General features: G+C 38.2%; 14 protein-coding genes and 1 tRNA gene. 10 read left to right on the plus strand and 5 right to left on the minus strand.

Annotated elements, in window-relative coordinates:
- The first annotated feature begins 4 nt into the window (after nt 1-4).
- Nucleotides 5-535: an MltR family transcriptional regulator gene (locus DD649_RS13955; RefSeq protein ID WP_294107910.1), complete on the plus strand. Its 531-nt coding sequence runs from the start codon at nt 5-7 to the stop codon at nt 533-535.
- Between the two features lie 203 nt (nt 536-738).
- On the plus strand, nt 739-1,158 hold the full coding sequence (locus DD649_RS13960; RefSeq protein ID WP_294107912.1) for a GNAT family N-acetyltransferase: 420 nt from the start codon (nt 739-741) through the stop codon (nt 1,156-1,158).
- A 14-nt stretch (nt 1,159-1,172) separates the two neighbouring features.
- Here the strand turns inward: DD649_RS13960 and DD649_RS13965 are convergent, their stop codons facing one another.
- From DD649_RS13965 to DD649_RS13975, 3 genes are all read right to left on the minus strand, one after another.
- On the minus strand, nt 1,173-2,504 hold the full coding sequence (locus DD649_RS13965) for a glycosyl hydrolase family 28-related protein (RefSeq protein ID WP_294107914.1): 1,332 nt from the start codon (nt 2,502-2,504) through the stop codon (nt 1,173-1,175).
- A 197-nt stretch (nt 2,505-2,701) separates the two neighbouring features.
- The gene (locus DD649_RS13970; protein ID WP_294107916.1) at nt 2,702-3,121 is read right to left on the minus strand and encodes a hypothetical protein; all 420 of its coding nucleotides are present in this window, start codon (nt 3,119-3,121) and stop codon (nt 2,702-2,704) included.
- A 473-nt stretch (nt 3,122-3,594) separates the two neighbouring features.
- Nucleotides 3,595-3,669: transfer RNA gene (locus tag DD649_RS13975), tRNA-Arg, on the minus strand.
- A 744-nt stretch (nt 3,670-4,413) separates the two neighbouring features.
- Between DD649_RS13975 and mlaA the strand changes: the two genes are divergently transcribed.
- Nucleotides 4,414-5,166 carry a phospholipid-binding lipoprotein MlaA gene (gene mlaA / locus DD649_RS13980; protein WP_294108084.1) on the plus strand — a complete coding sequence of 251 codons (753 nt, stop codon included), beginning with the start codon at nt 4,414-4,416 and terminating at the stop codon, nt 5,164-5,166.
- 127 nt (nt 5,167-5,293) lie between these two features.
- Here the strand turns inward: mlaA and fadL are convergent, their stop codons facing one another.
- Entirely contained in the window at nt 5,294-6,577 is a 1,284-nt protein-coding gene (gene fadL / locus DD649_RS13985; RefSeq protein ID WP_294107918.1) for a long-chain fatty acid transporter FadL, read from the minus strand.
- Between the two features lie 355 nt (nt 6,578-6,932).
- Between fadL and DD649_RS13990 the strand changes: the two genes are divergently transcribed.
- The 4 genes from DD649_RS13990 to sixA all read left to right on the plus strand — a co-directional run bounded on the left by DD649_RS13990 (nt 6,933) and on the right by sixA (nt 11,821).
- Nucleotides 6,933-7,229, plus strand: a complete 297-nt coding sequence (locus DD649_RS13990) for a YfcZ/YiiS family protein (RefSeq protein WP_294107920.1) — start codon at nt 6,933-6,935, stop codon at nt 7,227-7,229.
- Nucleotides 7,230-7,487: 258 nt separating this feature from the next.
- The gene (gene fadI, locus DD649_RS13995) at nt 7,488-8,807 is read left to right on the plus strand and encodes an acetyl-CoA C-acyltransferase FadI (RefSeq protein ID WP_294107922.1); all 1,320 of its coding nucleotides are present in this window, start codon (nt 7,488-7,490) and stop codon (nt 8,805-8,807) included.
- Between the two features lie 41 nt (nt 8,808-8,848).
- Nucleotides 8,849-11,011 (plus strand): fatty acid oxidation complex subunit alpha FadJ, encoded by a 2,163-nt coding sequence (gene fadJ / locus DD649_RS14000; protein WP_294108086.1) that lies wholly within the window; start codon nt 8,849-8,851, stop codon nt 11,009-11,011.
- 321 nt (nt 11,012-11,332) lie between these two features.
- Nucleotides 11,333-11,821: a phosphohistidine phosphatase SixA gene (sixA, locus tag DD649_RS14005; RefSeq protein ID WP_294107924.1), complete on the plus strand. Its 489-nt coding sequence runs from the start codon at nt 11,333-11,335 to the stop codon at nt 11,819-11,821.
- Between the two features lie 44 nt (nt 11,822-11,865).
- Here the strand turns inward: sixA and smrB are convergent, their stop codons facing one another.
- The gene (gene smrB, locus DD649_RS14010) at nt 11,866-12,408 is read right to left on the minus strand and encodes an endonuclease SmrB (protein ID WP_294107927.1); all 543 of its coding nucleotides are present in this window, start codon (nt 12,406-12,408) and stop codon (nt 11,866-11,868) included.
- 226 nt (nt 12,409-12,634) lie between these two features.
- Here smrB and hutI point away from each other — a divergent pair, with 226 nt between their 5' ends.
- The 3 genes from hutI to hutU all read left to right on the plus strand — a co-directional run bounded on the left by hutI (nt 12,635) and on the right by hutU (nt 16,955).
- Nucleotides 12,635-13,873, plus strand: coding sequence for an imidazolonepropionase (hutI, locus tag DD649_RS14015; protein WP_294107929.1), 1,239 nt, complete (start codon nt 12,635-12,637; stop codon nt 13,871-13,873).
- A gap of 272 nt (nt 13,874-14,145) precedes the next feature.
- Nucleotides 14,146-14,877 carry a histidine utilization repressor gene (gene hutC, locus DD649_RS14020; RefSeq protein ID WP_294107931.1) on the plus strand — a complete coding sequence of 244 codons (732 nt, stop codon included), beginning with the start codon at nt 14,146-14,148 and terminating at the stop codon, nt 14,875-14,877.
- A gap of 398 nt (nt 14,878-15,275) precedes the next feature.
- Complete coding sequence (gene hutU, locus DD649_RS14025; RefSeq protein WP_294107933.1) at nt 15,276-16,955, plus strand: urocanate hydratase; 1,680 nt, start codon at nt 15,276-15,278, stop codon at nt 16,953-16,955.

A 16,955-nucleotide genomic window follows, 5' to 3' on the forward strand; every position in this document is an offset into this window, starting at 1 on the left:
TGTTATGGAAAATAGACAAAATATAGAAAATCAAATTTTGGAGCGGCTAAATCAACGGCCGGAAGTCCATTTATTTGTTCAGGAAGTGATTATTTTGATCACAGAAGCTATTGATCAACTGATGCTAAAAGTTTTTCGTAAAGATGACTATGCAGTAAAATATGCTGTTGAACCCCTTTTAACGGGAAGTGGGCCATTAGGTGAACTTTCAGTGAGATTAAAACTATTATTTGCTTTAGGTGCAATTACTCGAGAGGTATATGAAGATATTGAGTTATTTTTAGCATTGAAAGGATCTTTGCCTACCAATGGTATAGTTTTAAATTTTACAGATGATGAAATATTAGGCAGTATTAAAATGTTACATTGTATGGAACCATTGCCTGAAATGATGCGATTTAATCAACCAGAAGATTTAGTTGATAAACAACTCATCGATTTACAGAAGTATCGATACCAACAAATGATAAAGTCATCATTAGTCCTATCGGTAACCGCTTTAATTGCACAAATTTTAGAAACTGATGTTTTTTAACTTCTTAACTTAATCTATTTCTAGCCTTTAATTACCTTCCGCTGATTGACAATGTTAATCGCTCTAAAAAATCATAACTTAATTATCTATTTCATATGCAGCTTAGATATGAATGCTTTTCCAAATGTTAATTGCCACTCTTAGTATAAGTTATAATATGATGGAGATAGATAAAGGATAACTACGATGCAAGAGGGCGGCATATGAATATTATTATCACACACCAAATAGCGGATGAAGATAGGAACGCAGTTTTAGCTGGGCTAAGGCAGCATAATATTCAATATCTTAAAGAAAATAGTTTTGGTCAATTGGCTGTTTATGCAAAAAATGAAATAGGTATGATAACCGGTGGTCTACTTGCTTCGACTAAAGGAAACTGGCTATGCATTGATTATTTATGGGTCAGTGAAAATGCAAGAAAAAGCGGTTTAGGCCGTACTTTAATGACAAGTGCAGAGCAGGAATCAATTAAATTAGGCTGTAAACACGCTTTAGTTGATACATTTAGTTTCCAAGCATTACCTTTTTATGAAAGGTTAGGGTATATACAACAAATGAGCTTACCCGATTTTCCTGAATTAGGTATGCAAAGACATTATCTAACTAAACGTTATGAATAAAAAGTTATTGTGAATTAGGGCATAATTGGTTTGATCAATAAATATTGTGCTGCGTAATCGGGTAGTAGTGCTTTTATTTTATCCAGAGTAATTTCTGTCATGACACCACTTATTGGTACTTGTTTACCTGTTTCAATGAAGCTATTTTCTGAACAAAAAAACTGATTAGAAGATAGTGATTTGTTTGGCGAGGTAATTAGTGGCTTATTGTCAGGGCGATTAATAAAATGGTTAGAGAAAACAAGATAATTTTTAACATTAATGGCTTTATCTTTTGTATCAATAAAATTTTGCCAATAGCTAATTAAAGCATCAGATAAGTAATTATTAAAAATAAAGGTATCCTGCATGATTAACCATTGTTCATCGACATTATCATAAGGACGCGCATTAAATGAAATCTGATTAAGATAATTACCTGCAAATACAAGTCCTTTAGCGTTACGAAATTTTAATTGACCGGATGCTCGCTCGTCTTTTGTCCAGCCAGAAAAATAATTTTGAATGACTTCAACTTGCGTATATTGCTTAATATAAACACCATGATCACGAGAAATATCATTTTTCCCAGTTTCAGGGTTATAGAGATAAATTTCGTTATTACCGGAAATAAAGTTTTTACGAAATATTCCTTTTTTTAAATTACTCGTCGAATACCAGCCTGAAACAAAGTTACCTTGAGCATCATCAAAAGACATTAATCCTTTATCTCTTAAACTTAAAAGTGTTGTGAGTAGTGTTTGCGTTTTATCATCAAGCCATGGCGTCGCTACATTAATATCTTCGATAGAGCCTAAAAAATTTTGCTCAATGAGTAAACCTGTACTGTTACCATAGGTGCTAAGACCAACACCCGCATAGTGACGTCCACGCATAAAAATATTGCCATTAATTGTATAAGCGTTACTTGAACATGTCAGTTGCGCCGTACTTTGCTCGGTTATCGTGTTGATAAATATGTTGTGGCTAATGCTAATTGCTGATTTCCGTCCATAAAAATGCACACGAATGTTGTCAAAGATAATATTTTCAATACTGAGGTTCGAGACTGTTGTGCCATAAGTACTATCGCCGAACATCACTGATTTTTTTGTAATGTCGAAACAGCGAAAAATAGTACCTTCAATTGAACCTAATAAAGAATTATAAGATGTTAGTAGCACATCACTGGAAAATAGGTAAGTACCCGCAGGGAAATAGATACCTTTACGAGAAGTATGACTTTTTTTGAGTAAATTTAAAATGACATGACTCAGATCTTTACCTGTATTTGGTGATATACCTGCATCTGGCGCATAAATATAACCTTCAGGTACATTATTATTCGCATGTTCTAAATTTTTCATATTTAACCTTAATTGAAAATTTGCTTTAGTGAACATAGCCATGAATAGCGTTAACAAATTATCGCTATATTTAATCGAATTATGATTTAAGTAAATTTACTTAGTTTGAGAATAGATGAGTATTGATTTTTTTGTTACCAATTAACTAAGATAAATCGATAATTAGGAGGATTCTAATAAAAATGTGTTTATGATGATTATTTATCAAAGCAATTCATATTGTTATCTTCGATAATACAGCCTGCTGTTGCCGAAGGGTTTTGTGGCGAATCTTGATTTTTTAACCACAATGCTAGGCGTTGTTTTGCATTTAATCTGATAGATGAGTTAATTTCGTTTTTTGGTCTGATATTCATAACAGTATATTCAATCAATGTGTCATTTTGAAAAACAAAAGTGCGATCTGCTTTATTTTTACTGGATTCGGGCATCATTTGGTCGAGATAGAGTAATAAAGCATAATTGTCTTTTATTGTACTCTCCATTGCGTCTTCATCAGGCACGCCCTCAATTTCAATAACTTGTTGTTTTGACATTCCCGCTAAAACAACCCGCGAGTCATTGCTAGCACTACAACCAGTTAGAACTAAGAAAACAATTATTAGTATGTATTTCATGGATAGCTACCTAATGGTTGATGATGGAACGCTACTTGTTGTGAATAATAACGAGTCGTGAAGAAACCTGAAATAGGTCGATATAAAAATGGGAGAATTCTATAAATTTTTTTATTAATATTATTCTCAATATTTTCACAGTAGAGGTCATATTGAATTATGACTAAATTTAGTGAGTGATAAATAAATCTCACTTATGATAGCCGAGCGTTTATTAATAAACTGGGAATGGAATATTAGATTTGTGCAATGATAAACAGTTAGGGCATAAGCTTTAGCTTTCCGAATTTGGATATCAGTGAGCAGCATAATGTGTATAGCTTTTTTATCAAACTTAGACCTATACACAATACTATACACATTATTACTTAGATTTCACTAGAAGTTACTAGACCTTCTTGGAAGTCAAAATAATTAATTTGTTGTTTTTATTTGAAAAATTGGAGGTCTTGAGCGGTCTTTAGAAGTGGTATTGGTGTCCCCTGCAGGAATCGAACCTGCAACTAGCCCTTAGGAGGGGCTCGTTATATCCATTTAACTAAGGGGACATAAATGCGAAATGGCAAGCAGAGTGGGGCATTTTACTGGTCACATCTAATTGAATCAAGTTGTTACGCTAAAATTCTTCTGTTTATACTAAAAAAAGTACTTTTTAGGTTGTTTTTTATTCAAAAATGGAATTGAACGGTTGATTATGTCATGTAATGGTTAGCTGAAAAACATATAAAAAACAGTTGATTATTAATTTTTTGAATCGTGAGTGACTAAATCATTATATCAACGACACTATATGAATAATTAGTGAGTGATTATTCTTATTGTTTGTTGATAGTTAAATTTTTTTAAACCGTGATACGTTATCTATTATGAAAATAGCGCATAAAAAGACACATTGTTCTATTCGGTAATAAAGTGAATTAATAGACTGGTTTTTGATGAAATCAATTGGTTAATTTATTGATTTTCTTTAGATATTTACTGGGTGATTAGTAATGTCAGATAATGAGAATAATATCGCTTTTTTCATCGCCATGGATACCTCTGTTTAGTAACTTTTTGATAAATAATCATAATTAATATTATGATACATATTAATATGTTGTGCTATTTTTGTACTTATTAGTCATTATTCTTATAATAAATATATAATTAAATAGGTTATAATTAGTAGATATGGATTGTTGGATCACTCAAAACGATTAACAAATAATTCTATTTGGCTTTATTATAAAACACATAAGTTAAAACTGTGGAAAGTACCGAGGCTGGTGGTACAGGGAATGGAGAGGATGATGAAGTTTCGAATGACTAGCGTTTTTCTTGCAGGGGTGCTAATAGCTGGCTGTGCTAGTTCTATTGATCCTGTAACGCAAGAACGTTCAGACCCGCTGGAAGGTTTTAACCGAGCCATGTTCAACTTTAACTACAACGTCTTAGACCCTTATGTCTTGAGGCCTGTAGCTGTTGCTTGGAAAGACTATGTCCCAATGCCAGCTCGAAATGGATTAACTAACTTCTTTGTTAACCTTGAAGAGCCTGCGAGTATGCTTAACAGTTTTGCTCGTGGTGAAGTGACCCAAGGATTTAAACATTTTAATCGCTTTTTCCTCAATACCGTATTTGGTATGGGTGGGTTGATTGATGTCGCTTCAATGGCAAACCCACAACTAGCGAAAGAAGAGCCTAAGCGCTTTGGTAATACACTTGGTTACTATGACGTTGGTTATGGTCCTTACGTCGTCTTACCCGGCTATGGAAGTGCTACAGTGCGTGAACAAGGGGGCGACCTTGTTGATGGACTCTATCCGATGCTGAGCTATTTAACTTTTTGGATGTCAGCCGGTAAATGGGCACTTGAAGGAATAGAAACGCGTTCTAGACTGTTAGACTCCGATGGTTTACTCAGAAATTCATCTGACCCATATTTAATGTTGCGTGAGGCTTATTTCCAACGTAACGATTTCCTCGCTAATGGCGGAGTATTAGAAGCGGTTGAAAATCCGAATGCAGCGGCGATTCAAGGGGATTTAGATTCTATAGATTAATAATATAATAGGGTGAAACCGTATTACTCTGTTGTATTCAAACATCATGCAATGTGCCGTGAATGATATCAGGGGATGATTTCCCCTGATATAGCAATGAATAAAGCCTACTGTAGTGGCTAATATCTTAGAATGTATAGTTAAAGTTCACGCCATATAACCATGCAGAACCTTCAGATTTGAATTCAGTTAACGTGCTTGGGTCTTTCTCAACCAATCTTTCACTAATGTTAACTTTCTTACCATACATATAAGCAATGCCGACATCGACAGACGCATTTTCATTGAAAGCGTAAGTAGAACCAGCACTTAACCAGTAACGGTCTTGATCCGGAATTGAGATTGAACGATATTTTGCTGGAACTGGGCTTTCATCGTAGGCAATACCTGTACGGAAGGTCCAGTTATCATTATAGAAATAGGTAGTACCTAGTGCTAGGCGCCAAGCATCTTTAAAGTGCTCTGGTTTGTGGAATAATTCCTTTCCATCACTTTTTTGATAAGCCGTTAACTCTTTAAACTCACTCCATCCAGTATAGGCCGCAGTATAATGCACAGCCCACTGTGGCGCGACTTTATGATAGCCAGAGAATTCCCAGATATCGGGTAGATTAAGATCAAGTTTACCTTTTACACTGCTACCATTAAGTCCACCTACTTGGGATGGTAGATCATTAGAGAATTTACCCTCTTCAAATTTCACTTTAACTTTTGAGCGATAGGTGAAGCTTAGGCGGTTATCTTGGTTAATTTCATACAAAATACCAGCATTCCAGCCATAACCCCAATCATCACCTTGAAGTTTTGCAGCTGTGGTATTTGGCGTGAGGCCAAACATTGGGGGATACTTACCAGAAGCAACTCCGAGGTGACGAGTGATTTCAGCATCAGCATAGACTGCATTAGCGCCTAGTCCAAAACTAAAATTATCATTAAGACGATAAGCACCACTTAAGTTCAAGTTAACTGTTTTTAGGTCAGTTTTACCACCAGCAAGGCCGCCTGCATAATCTTTACTAAAATCAGTAGCGAGACCAAAGTTAGTGGTCATCGATGTACCCACAGCCCATTTATCATTGATTGGGAAGATAAAATGCGCATTTGGAACAAGGGCATTCGGTGCGATGTTATTGGCTGTAAACATGTCATTGTCGCGGCCTTTAATATCAACCGTTGGGTCAATATAAACTGCGCCGACTGAAAGTGCTGGGCGGTCGAATAACATCATTGCCGCAGGGTTACGGCTCCCTTCACTTGCGTTATCGCCAACTGCGCCTGCTCCCGAAAATGCACGTCCTAATGCAGAAGTGGAATATTCATTAAGCAAAAAACCAGCTGCACTTGCGTTGGAGGAGATAATTGCCACTGCTATTGCTAAAGCTGATCGATTAAACAGGTTTTTCTGGCTCATGACCAAAACCCTCTTGTATGTTTTATTTAAATAAAGCGACTTCTTATCGCAAGAAGCGCAGAATTGTAGGGTCGGATGTCGTTATGACAAATCAGACCAGTTACTAGAGTATAGGTCTGACCACCTAATATGTTGCAAGTATGTTTTGTGTTTATTGTGACCTTGTTTTCAAAAATGCGATGCATTTAACAAAATTACAACATAAAACCAAGATTAAAGTACAATAAAAGACCATGTACGGGGTCAGATCAAACTTATGTTGGATTGTTTGCAATAAATATTGATGCACACTGGTTTTTACTACTTTTTCAGCGTTATGATAGCCACTTAACAGTTTGTTTATTTGGAGAGTACGATGACTGATGCGATTAACCGTTGTAGTGCGGAAGAAACAGCTGCTTGCTGTTGTGTTGATGTAGGTACAGTCTTAGATAATAAAGACTGCACAGCATCGTATCAGCATGTTTTCGCAACACAAGGTGAGGCAGATTCCATGTTGAAAACACTCACAGATAAAGCGAAATCTGTTGAGTCAGAACCTTGTGTAATTACCCATTCCTTCAAGGCTGTTGAAGGTGGTATTGAACTCACTGCTGATTTTAATTTTGCTTGTGAAGCAGAAAGTCTGATTTTTCAGTTAGGACTTCGTTAATCAAACGATTGAATTGCCGCTAATAACCCTTTTATCAATTCAGATCCCCAGATAAAAGGGTTTTTTATATCCCCTTTCTTAATAATTTCTTACCTCTATTTTTATTTCACTTTAAGTTGCGTGCGAGCTCCCATTTTTCATTAACGCTATTTGATAATTGTGAAGATTATGTTAACAATCAGTACAGGTCAGACCTCTGCGGGTCAGTATTGAAGAAAACAATTTTAATTTTCATTTTTTCTTTTAGCGGGAGCGCCCATGAATCAACTTTCCCAACATGGCGAAAGCACTTATACAGCAAAGGAACGAATCGCTATTGTTAGCGGATTACGTTTGCCTTTCGCAAAACAAGCGACTGCTTATCAAGGGATTGCTGCCGTTGATTTAGGTAAGGCAGTTGTCGCTGAGCTGTTATGCCGTAGTGATTTAGATAAATCTTTGATTGAACAATTAGTGTTTGGGCAAGTTGTGCAGATGCCAGAAGCGCCAAATATCGCCAGAGAAATTGTGTTGGGCACGGGTATGAGCGTATCAACCGATGCTTATAGTGTCTCTAGAGCCTGTGCAACCAGTTTCCAAACCATTGTTAATGTGGCTCAAAGTATGATGGTTGGTGATATTTCAATCGGTATTGCTGGCGGAGCAGATTCATCCTCGGTACTGCCTATTGGTGTTTCAAAGAAATTAGCCGCGACATTATTATCGTTAAGTAAAGCGAGAAGTCTTGGGCAAAAGTTATCTTTAATTTCAAAATTAGGCTTAAAAGATTTATTGCCTGTTGCGCCAGGTGTGGCTGAATATTCTACTGGATTGCGAATGGGCGATACTGCCGAGCAGATGGCAAAAAGTTATCATATTAGTCGAGAAGAGCAAGATGAATTAGCGCATCGCTCACACATACTTGCGGCCAAAGCTTGGGATAGCGGGGTGTTGGAGTCAGAAGTCATGACGGCTTATATGCCACCATTTAAGCAAGCCTTTTCTCAAGATAATACAATAAGAGGCAATTCAGTTTTATCTTCCTATGCGAAATTAAAACCGGCTTTTGACCGTAAACATGGAAGTGTGACCGCAGCAAATAGTACACCGCTTACTGATGGTGCTGCTGCGGTATTGATGATGACAGAATCGAGAGCAAAAGCACTTGGCTATACACCGCTAGGTTACATCCGAAGCTATGCCTTTTCTGCCATTGATGTGTGGGAAGATATGCTGCTAGGCCCTTCCTACGCGACGCCAATTGCATTAAAACGCGCAGGGCTGACACTGCAAGATTTAACTTTGATTGATATGCATGAAGCATTTGCTGCTCAAACATTGGCAAACGTTCAAATGTTTTCAAGCCACAAGTTTGCTCAAGAGAAACTTGGGTTAACACAAGCGATTGGTGACATCGATATGGATAAATTTAATGTATTAGGTGGTTCAATCGCTTATGGGCATCCATTTGCTGCTACGGGAGCCCGCATGGTAACGCAAACATTAAATGAGCTGCGCCGGCGTGGTGGTGGTTTTGGGTTAACAACGGCTTGCGCTGCGGGTGGTTTAGGTGCAGCGATGATCTTGGAGGTGGAATAATGAAACAACATTCTGCTATAGAGGTTGAAACTGCTAGTGAAATGGATACAAAAGCTAGTCAACCCGCGTTTAGATTAGAAATTTACAACGAAAATGTCGGAGTGATTTTCATTGACGTGCCAAATGAAAAAGTGAACACGCTGAAAGCGGAGTTTGCAGAGCAATTTTTGGCTATTTTACAGCAGGCACAATCAACCTCGGGTCTTAAAGGCTTGGTTATTACATCGGGTAAAAAAGACAATTTTATCGCCGGTGCTGATATCAGCATGATTGCTAACTGTGAAAATAAAGAGCAAGCGAGTGAACTTTCAAAAGAAGGGCATTTACTGTTTGATAAAATAGATAATTATCCACTCCCTATTATTGCCGCAATTCATGGTGCTTGCCTTGGTGGCGGATTAGAACTGGCGCTTGCTTGCCATGCAAGAATTTGTTCAAACGACGAAAAAACTCGATTGGGTTTGCCTGAAGTACAATTAGGTTTACTACCGGGGTCAGGTGGTACGCAGCGTCTACCTCGCTTAATCGGTATTCCTCATGCACTTGATTTAATGCTAACAGGTCGGCAATTAAGAGCAAAACAGGCACTAAAAATAGGTTTAGTTGATGATGTTGTACCTGAATCCATTTTATTAGATGTGGCTGTGCAGTTGGCTAAAAAAGGTGGTGTAAAGAGACCTGTTATTCATTGGCAACAGCGCTTATTGAGTAGCAAGCTATTGCGTAATCAGGTGTTTAATAGTGCAAAACAAAAAGCACTTAGTAAAACGAAAGGCCACTATCCGGCACCGGATAAAATTATTCAAGTTGTTAAAACTGGTATGAATAACGGGGCGAAAGCGGGCTATGCCCAAGAAGCTAAAGCGTTTGGCGAGTTAGTAATGACTCCTGAATCTGCCGCATTACGCAGTTTATTTTTTGCCGTGACTTCTCTTAAAAATGAAACAGGTTCTAAAGCAAAACCGATAAATATTCAGCAAGTTGGTGTTCTTGGCGGTGGCTTGATGGGCGGTGGAATTGCGTATATCAGTGCTTCCCAAGGAAAATTGCCTGTTCGTATTAAAGATATTTCGGATAAAGGCGTGGCTCAGGCATTACGTTATAGCTGGGATTTGCTCACCCAACGAGTATCAAAAAGGCGATTACTTGCTCGTGAAAGAGCGGCAATAATGTCGAAAATATCGGGAACTGTGAATTACCAAGGTTTTGAAAAAGCAGACATTGCTGTTGAGGCAGTTTTTGAAGATTTAGCATTGAAGCAAAAAATGGTCGCTGAAATAGAACAAATATCCGATGGGAAGACTATTTTTGCCTCAAATACATCGTCATTACCTATTCATCAAATTGCTGCACAAGCTAAATACCCTGAAAAAATTATTGGTCTGCATTATTTTAGTCCTGTAGATAAAATGCCGTTGGTGGAAGTTATTCCTCATAAACATACGGATGACACGACAATTGCCACTGTAGTTGCTTTTGCTAAGCGTCAAGGTAAAACGGCGATTGTGGTTGGCGATGATGCTGGATTTTATGTGAACCGAATATTAGCGCCTTATTTATGTGAGGCAACTCAATGCCTTGTACAGGGTGAGTCGATTGAACATATCGATAGTGCATTAGTCAGTTTCGGTTTTCCTGTTGGTCCCTTTAATTTACTCGATGAAGTCGGGATTGATGTAGGCACCAAAATATTACCTATTCTTGTTGCGCGTTTTGGCGATAGATTTAAGGCACCAGAAGCTTTAGACAAAGTGGTTAATGATGACAGGAAAGGAAAAAAGAATGGCCGAGGTTTTTATGAGTACGGCCATACAAGTTCAAAACTGTTATTTTGGAAAAAGGCACCAAAACGGCAGGTGGATAAACGAATTTACGCATTAATTGGTGTTCAACCTGATAATAAATTGAGTAAAACAGATATTGCACAGTGCTGTGTCATGTTGATGTTAAATGAAGCGGCACGCTGTTTAGATGAAAAAATTATTCGCAGTGCAAGAGATGGCGACATCGGTGCTGTCTTTGGTATTGGTTTTCCGCCATTTTTTGGTGGTCCTTTTAGGTATATGGATAGTTTAGGTATTGCTAAAACAGTGGAGACAATGCAAGCCTTAGCTAAAAGCCACGGTGAAAAATTTTCACCTTGTGATTTATTGTGTCAAATGGCTAAAAATAACCAAACCTTTTATCCCACTCAGAGTGAATAAGTCGGGTTATAGCTAATAAGCTTGCTATTTTAGTTTCAGTGGGAAACCTGATACCCTAGTGCATTCATTTGTTACATTCACTTGGGTTATCAGGTTTTTTTGTGATGTTTTTTCGAGTAAAAGTCTAGTTTAGCCGTAAGTGTAAAATACTGACGAAAGATATTAATAAAAAATTTCAGCAAAAAACAATGCAAGTCATTTTATTTATCTGTGGTTTATTGCAGAATCAGGTTTCACCCCAACTGATGGTGACTTTTACAACAATTATCTTAACAAAAAGAATAGCCATTCATTTAGGATTGGCTACCCAGATGGTGGATTATGCAAGTTTATATTATGCGTCATGGTGATGCGGCAATACAGGCTCCCAGTGATTCTGCAAGACCATTAACCCAAAAGGGAAGAGATGAGTCTGCATTAATGGCACAGTGGTTAAATCATCATGAGCCACAGATTGATATCGATAAAGTGTTAGTTAGTCCTTATTTACGAGCAGAACAAACCTTACAAGTCATCAGGGATAACCTTGAATTACCAACGCAAATGCAGGTGATGGAGGAGTTAACACCTGGAGGGCATGCAGCATTTGTCGCCGATCATATTCGTGATTTGGCAACGTTGGGTGCTAATGCAGTTTTGGTGGTTTCTCATTTACCCTTGGTGGGATATTTGGTTTCGGAGTTGTGCCCACATAAAGAACCTCCGATGTTTACGACATCAACTATCGCTTGCATTAATCTCAACATGGAACAGTTGAAAAGTAATGTTGAATGGATGCTAAGTCCTTCACAAGTGATGTTTGCAAAATAACTCATATACTTAAGTTATGATGCAAACTTATCGATAAAGAGTGCTTAACGACGAGCGCTCTCGATGGTTTCAATTAACAATAAAAGTGCTGCACTACCCCCCCATTCTTTGGGTGCTTGATGAAAAGCAATGATATCTGGATGCTGCGCAAGCCATAGTGGCGTCTGCTGCTTCAATATATGCTTCCCATGTCCATGCATAATGCAGGCACAATATACATTTTCTCTTTTACAAGCCGCAATGAGTGCGCCGATTTCTTTTTTTGCTTCCATCTGCGTTAGCCCATGCAAATCAAGAAAAAGCTCAGGGGTGTAATCGCCTCTGCGTAATTTTTTGAGTTCATAGGGGTTTGAATCAGGCTTTAAATAACGAGTTGGACCTTCATCTTCAAGTTGTGGCTGAAACTCATCTGAAAAATAAAAAGAAGCATCAACTTGTTCTTGCATCACTTTTTTGCTGGATGGCTTCGTGACTTTAGCGCGAATAGGCGCATGTAAAATCTGATCTTGGCGGATCTTTTTTGCACCAGTAATCGCTTCTTTGAATAGATGAATATCTTCATCTTTCAGTCCAAATTTGTTTTTCATCGTGTTTTAATTAGTTATTTTTAGATTGATATGACTTTCTGTAGTGTAACCTATTTTCCGTTTAAACGGTCACAATTGAATAATAACCATGTTGTGTAACAAATTTATAACTATTTGACTTGTTATATATTGACAAGAGATGGTTTCTTAGTCTAATTGTATATACATATATATACTTTTATTTGTGAAGCTGACAAATATCGCCTTAATAGTAATAGGAAATTCAATGTCATTTATAGCTCAATCTCAAGATGTTGTATGGCGCAATGGCCGCATTGCTACAATGAATACTGATTTAACAACTGCTTATGGATTAGTCGAAGGTCATGACTTGATTGTTCGTGAAAATAAAATTATGGCAATACTGCCTAGTGATACCGTTGACACAAATGGATGTCAGGTTATTGATATTGAGGGAAGGTTGGTCACACCGGGATTGATTGATTGCCATACGCATTTAGTGTTTGGTGGTGATAGAGCTGCTGAGTGGGAGCAGCGAATGAATGGCGTTTCGTATGAAACAATTAGTGCACAAGGTGGCGGTATTAATTCTACAGTGCGATCAACAAGGCAATTAGATGAAGATGCATTATTTCGTGCATCACAGCCAAGGCTAGAGGCGTTAATCCGAGAAGGCGTGACGACTATCGAAATGAAATCAGGTTATGGACTTGATTTTGACAGTGAAGAAAAACAACTGTTAGTCGCGAAAAGATTATCTGCGGTTTATCCTATTACAGTGAGCTCGACGCTATTATCTGCCCATACCGTTCCACCTGAGTACAAAGGTAAGCCAGATGAATATATTGATTTTATTTGCCATACCATAATGCCTCAATTGTGGGAAAAAGGGCTTTTTGAATCTGTCGATGTATTTTGCGAGAGCGTAGGTTTTTCACTTGATCAAAGTAAGAAATTATTTTTAGCGGCGCAAAAATTAGGGATCCCAGTTAAAGGTCATATGGAACAATTATCGAATCTGGGCGGTAGCGAATTAGTGGCGAGCTTTAAAGGACTATCTGTCGATCATATCGAGTATCTTGATTTGGATGGTATTAAAGCATTAAAAGAGAGCGGTACAGTTGCCGTTTTATTACCAGGGGCATTTTATTTTTTACGCGAAACTAAATTGCCACCCATTGAGCTATTGCGCGAACATCAAATACCTATGGCGGTTTCTACTGATTTTAACCCAGGAACCAGTCCGTTTGCATCTTTACGAATGATAATGAATATGGCGGCGGTGCTATTTAGATTAACACCAGAAGAAATTTGGTCTGGGGTAACTTGTCATGCTGCAAAAGCGCTTGGACGTGAACATAGTCATGGACAGCTAAAAGCAGGTTTTCAAGCAGACTTTGTGGTGTGGAATGCTCACGAACCTGTTGAAATGATTTATGAACAAGGCAGTAACCCTCTGTATATGCGAGTGCATCAAGGGACGATTACGCATCATAATAAATAACATTAAAAAAGAGACTAATGGCACGAATTATCGTGATAATTAATAAAGTTCTTATTGCTGCGGGTTAGGATCATGTTCAATATATGCAGTAACACTTTTCTATAAATAAATACTCAATGGGGCTTAGTTTTATTTAATACCATTGAGTAGCATTTTTTTATTAACGACTGTCAGGATGATTAGGAACCGAAAGTAGTGAAGTAGCCTGTGTTTAAGGTTTGAATATCTTAGAGGCAGGTTTGGCCATCTTGTTGACTAAACTGGAAATAACTGTGACAGCCGATAAAAAAGAGAAATCAGCCACACCAATCCCATTATATTTGCAGGTAAAGCATTTGATTACTGAGAAAATAGTGACGGGTGAATGGCAGGTAAATGACCGCGTTCCCTCTGAATCTGAATTAGTTATTCAATTTCAATGTAGTCGAATGACCGCAAATCGTGCTTTACGTGAATTAACAGCACAAGGTCTGCTTATCCGATTACAAGGCGTGGGAACTTTTGTTGCTGAGCCAAAAGGGCAGTCTGCATTATTTGAAATTCACAGTATTGAATCTGAAATTGTTGCGAGAAAGCATCGGTATAGCTGTAAGATTATTAAGTTAGAGCAAGTTACGGCCTCTGCTGCATTGGCGCAAGAATTGAATATATTATCAGGCAACATTGTTTTTCATTCTGTTATTGTGCATCTTGAAAATGATGTTCCAGTACAAATAGAAGATCGGTATGTTAATGCATTAGCCGCACCTGACTATCTAAAACAAAATTTTTTATCCATCACCCCTCACGATTATCTTTCCCAAGTAGCACCTTTAACCCAGGGTGAACATATTGTCGAAGCGGTGGAAGCGGATGAGCGCTCTGCTAGGTTATTACATATTGATGCAGGGTCTTCATGTTTGCTGATTACACGTCGAACATGGTCACAAGCTTTCACGGTTACGAGTACAAAATTATTGTTTCCCGGTCATCGTTATAAATTAAAAGGTCGTTTTTCTTCCTAAATACCCCTTTAAATATCTTTTTATACAGCAAAGTGGTTAATGAATTATGCCCATTATTTTCCACTTTTATCCGCTAAAACTTCCCGTCATATTTTGATTGAATCACTAAAACTAATTGTTTTCTCCTTAAGTTAAATTGCATTGAATGTGAATTGACTGTGAATGAAATGTGACTTGGCAGGCAAATTCAGAAGAAATAAATTGCCCTGCAAGTGTATGAAAATATTTTATCTGCATGATATTTATTGGAAATAATTATATTTATTATTATTTCACCTAATTTAGTTGTTAAAAAACTAATTGATAGTACATGTATATACAACTATATCTATATGGAGACCGAATCAGAATAAATGACGCTGTCAGTACCAGCGACGTAATAGCAAAAGGATATAAAAGTGACAGAACTCAATAATAAATATAGAAATGTCGAAATTAGATCTCCACGAGGAAATACACTTAATGCAAAAAGCTGGCTGACAGAAGCGCCTTTACGCATGTTGATGAATAACCTTGATCCTGATGTTGCAGAAAATCCACATGAATTAGTGGTTTATGGCGGAATTGGCCGTGCTGCACGTAACTGGCAATGCTATGACCAAATCGTTGAATCGCTTAAAAAATTGGAAAGTGATGAAACTTTGTTGGTTCAATCAGGAAAGCCTGTTGGTGTTTTTAAAACCCATGAAAATGCACCTCGCGTACTCATTGCTAACTCAAATCTCGTGCCACATTGGGCTACTTGGGAACATTTTAATGAGCTCGATGCTAAAGGGTTGGCAATGTATGGCCAAATGACAGCAGGTAGCTGGATTTACATTGGTAGCCAAGGGATTGTCCAAGGAACTTACGAAACTTTTGTTGAGGCAGGTCGCCAACATTTTAATGGTGATTTAACCGGACGCTGGGTGCTAACCGCTGGCCTTGGTGGGATGGGTGGTGCTCAACCACTAGCCGCAACTTTAGCCGGCGCTTGTTCGCTCAATATTGAATGCCAGCAAAACAGCATCGATTTTCGTTTAAGAACGAAATATGTGGATGAGCAAGCGACTAGCCTTGATGATGCCTTAGCCCGTATCCAAAAATACACCTCAGAAGGTAAAGCGGTTTCTATTGCTTTGTGTGCCAATGCGGCAGAAGTTTTACCTGAATTAGTAAGACGTGGTGTTAAACCTGACATGGTCACAGACCAAACCAGCGCTCATGACCCGCTTAATGGCTATCTACCTATAGGCATGAGTTGGGATGAGTATCGTGAGCAAAGCGTGAAAGATCCGAAAGGAACTGCACTTGCCGCCAAAAAATCGATGGCTGAGCATGTAAAAGCTATGTTGGCCTTTAAGCAACAGGGTATTCCAACGTTTGACTATGGTAATAATATTCGTCAAATGGCACTTGAAATGGGCGTAGAAAATGCGTTTGATTTCCCTGGATTCGTACCTGCCTACATTCGTCCACTATTTTGTCGTGGTGTTGGACCTTTCCGTTGGGTTGCGCTTTCAGGCGATCCTGAAGATATCTACAAAACTGATGCAAAAGTGAAAGAATTACTTTCTGATGATAAGCACTTACATCGCTGGTTGGATATGGCGCGTGAGCGTATTAGTTTTCAAGGGCTGCCAGCGCGCATTTGTTGGGTTGGTTTAGGCGACAGAGCAAAACTCGGTTTAGCGTTTAATGAAATGGTCAGAAGTGGTGAAGTTTCTGCACCAATCGTTATTGGGCGCGATCATTTAGATTCAGGCTCTGTTGCAAGTCCAAACCGTGAAACAGAATCAATGAAAGATGGCTCTGATGCGGTTTCAGATTGGCCACTACTCAATGCATTGTTAAATACCGCAAGTGGGGCGACATGGGTTTCTCTGCATCATGGTGGCGGTGTTGGTATGGGCTTCTCTCAACATTCGGGCGTCGTTATTGTTTGTGATGGTACTGATGAAGCTGCTGCACGTATTGCTCGCGTTTTGCATAATGACCCGGCGACTGGGGTGATGCGCCATGCGGATGCAGGATATGACATTGCCATTAAATGCGCACAAGAAAAAAATCTTAATTTACCTATGCTAAAAACACGTTAA

Source organism: Providencia sp. (assembly GCF_003533305.1).
Taxonomy (GTDB): domain Bacteria; phylum Pseudomonadota; class Gammaproteobacteria; order Enterobacterales; family Enterobacteriaceae; genus Providencia.

Excerpts from the sequence above, each read along its gene's own strand:
- DD649_RS13965 (WP_294107914.1), bottom strand. The coding sequence starts at position 2,504 with ATGAAAAATTTAGAACATGCGAATAATAATGTACCTGAAGGTTATATT.
- fadI (WP_294107922.1), top strand. The coding sequence starts at position 7,488 with ATGAATCAACTTTCCCAACATGGCGAAAGCACTTATACAGCAAAGGAA.
- DD649_RS13990 (WP_294107920.1), top strand. The coding sequence starts at position 6,933 with ATGACTGATGCGATTAACCGTTGTAGTGCGGAAGAAACAGCTGCTTGC.
- fadL (WP_294107918.1), bottom strand. The coding sequence starts at position 6,577 with ATGAGCCAGAAAAACCTGTTTAATCGATCAGCTTTAGCAATAGCAGTG.
- sixA (WP_294107924.1), top strand. The coding sequence starts at position 11,333 with ATGCAAGTTTATATTATGCGTCATGGTGATGCGGCAATACAGGCTCCC.
- DD649_RS13960 (WP_294107912.1), top strand. The coding sequence starts at position 739 with ATGAATATTATTATCACACACCAAATAGCGGATGAAGATAGGAACGCA.
- smrB (WP_294107927.1), bottom strand. The coding sequence starts at position 12,408 with ATGAAAAACAAATTTGGACTGAAAGATGAAGATATTCATCTATTCAAA.
- fadJ (WP_294108086.1), top strand. The coding sequence starts at position 8,849 with ATGGATACAAAAGCTAGTCAACCCGCGTTTAGATTAGAAATTTACAAC.
- DD649_RS13955 (WP_294107910.1), top strand. The coding sequence starts at position 5 with ATGGAAAATAGACAAAATATAGAAAATCAAATTTTGGAGCGGCTAAAT.
- DD649_RS13970 (WP_294107916.1), bottom strand. The coding sequence starts at position 3,121 with ATGAAATACATACTAATAATTGTTTTCTTAGTTCTAACTGGTTGTAGT.
- hutI (WP_294107929.1), top strand. The coding sequence starts at position 12,635 with ATGTCATTTATAGCTCAATCTCAAGATGTTGTATGGCGCAATGGCCGC.
- mlaA (WP_294108084.1), top strand. The coding sequence starts at position 4,414 with ATGAAGTTTCGAATGACTAGCGTTTTTCTTGCAGGGGTGCTAATAGCT.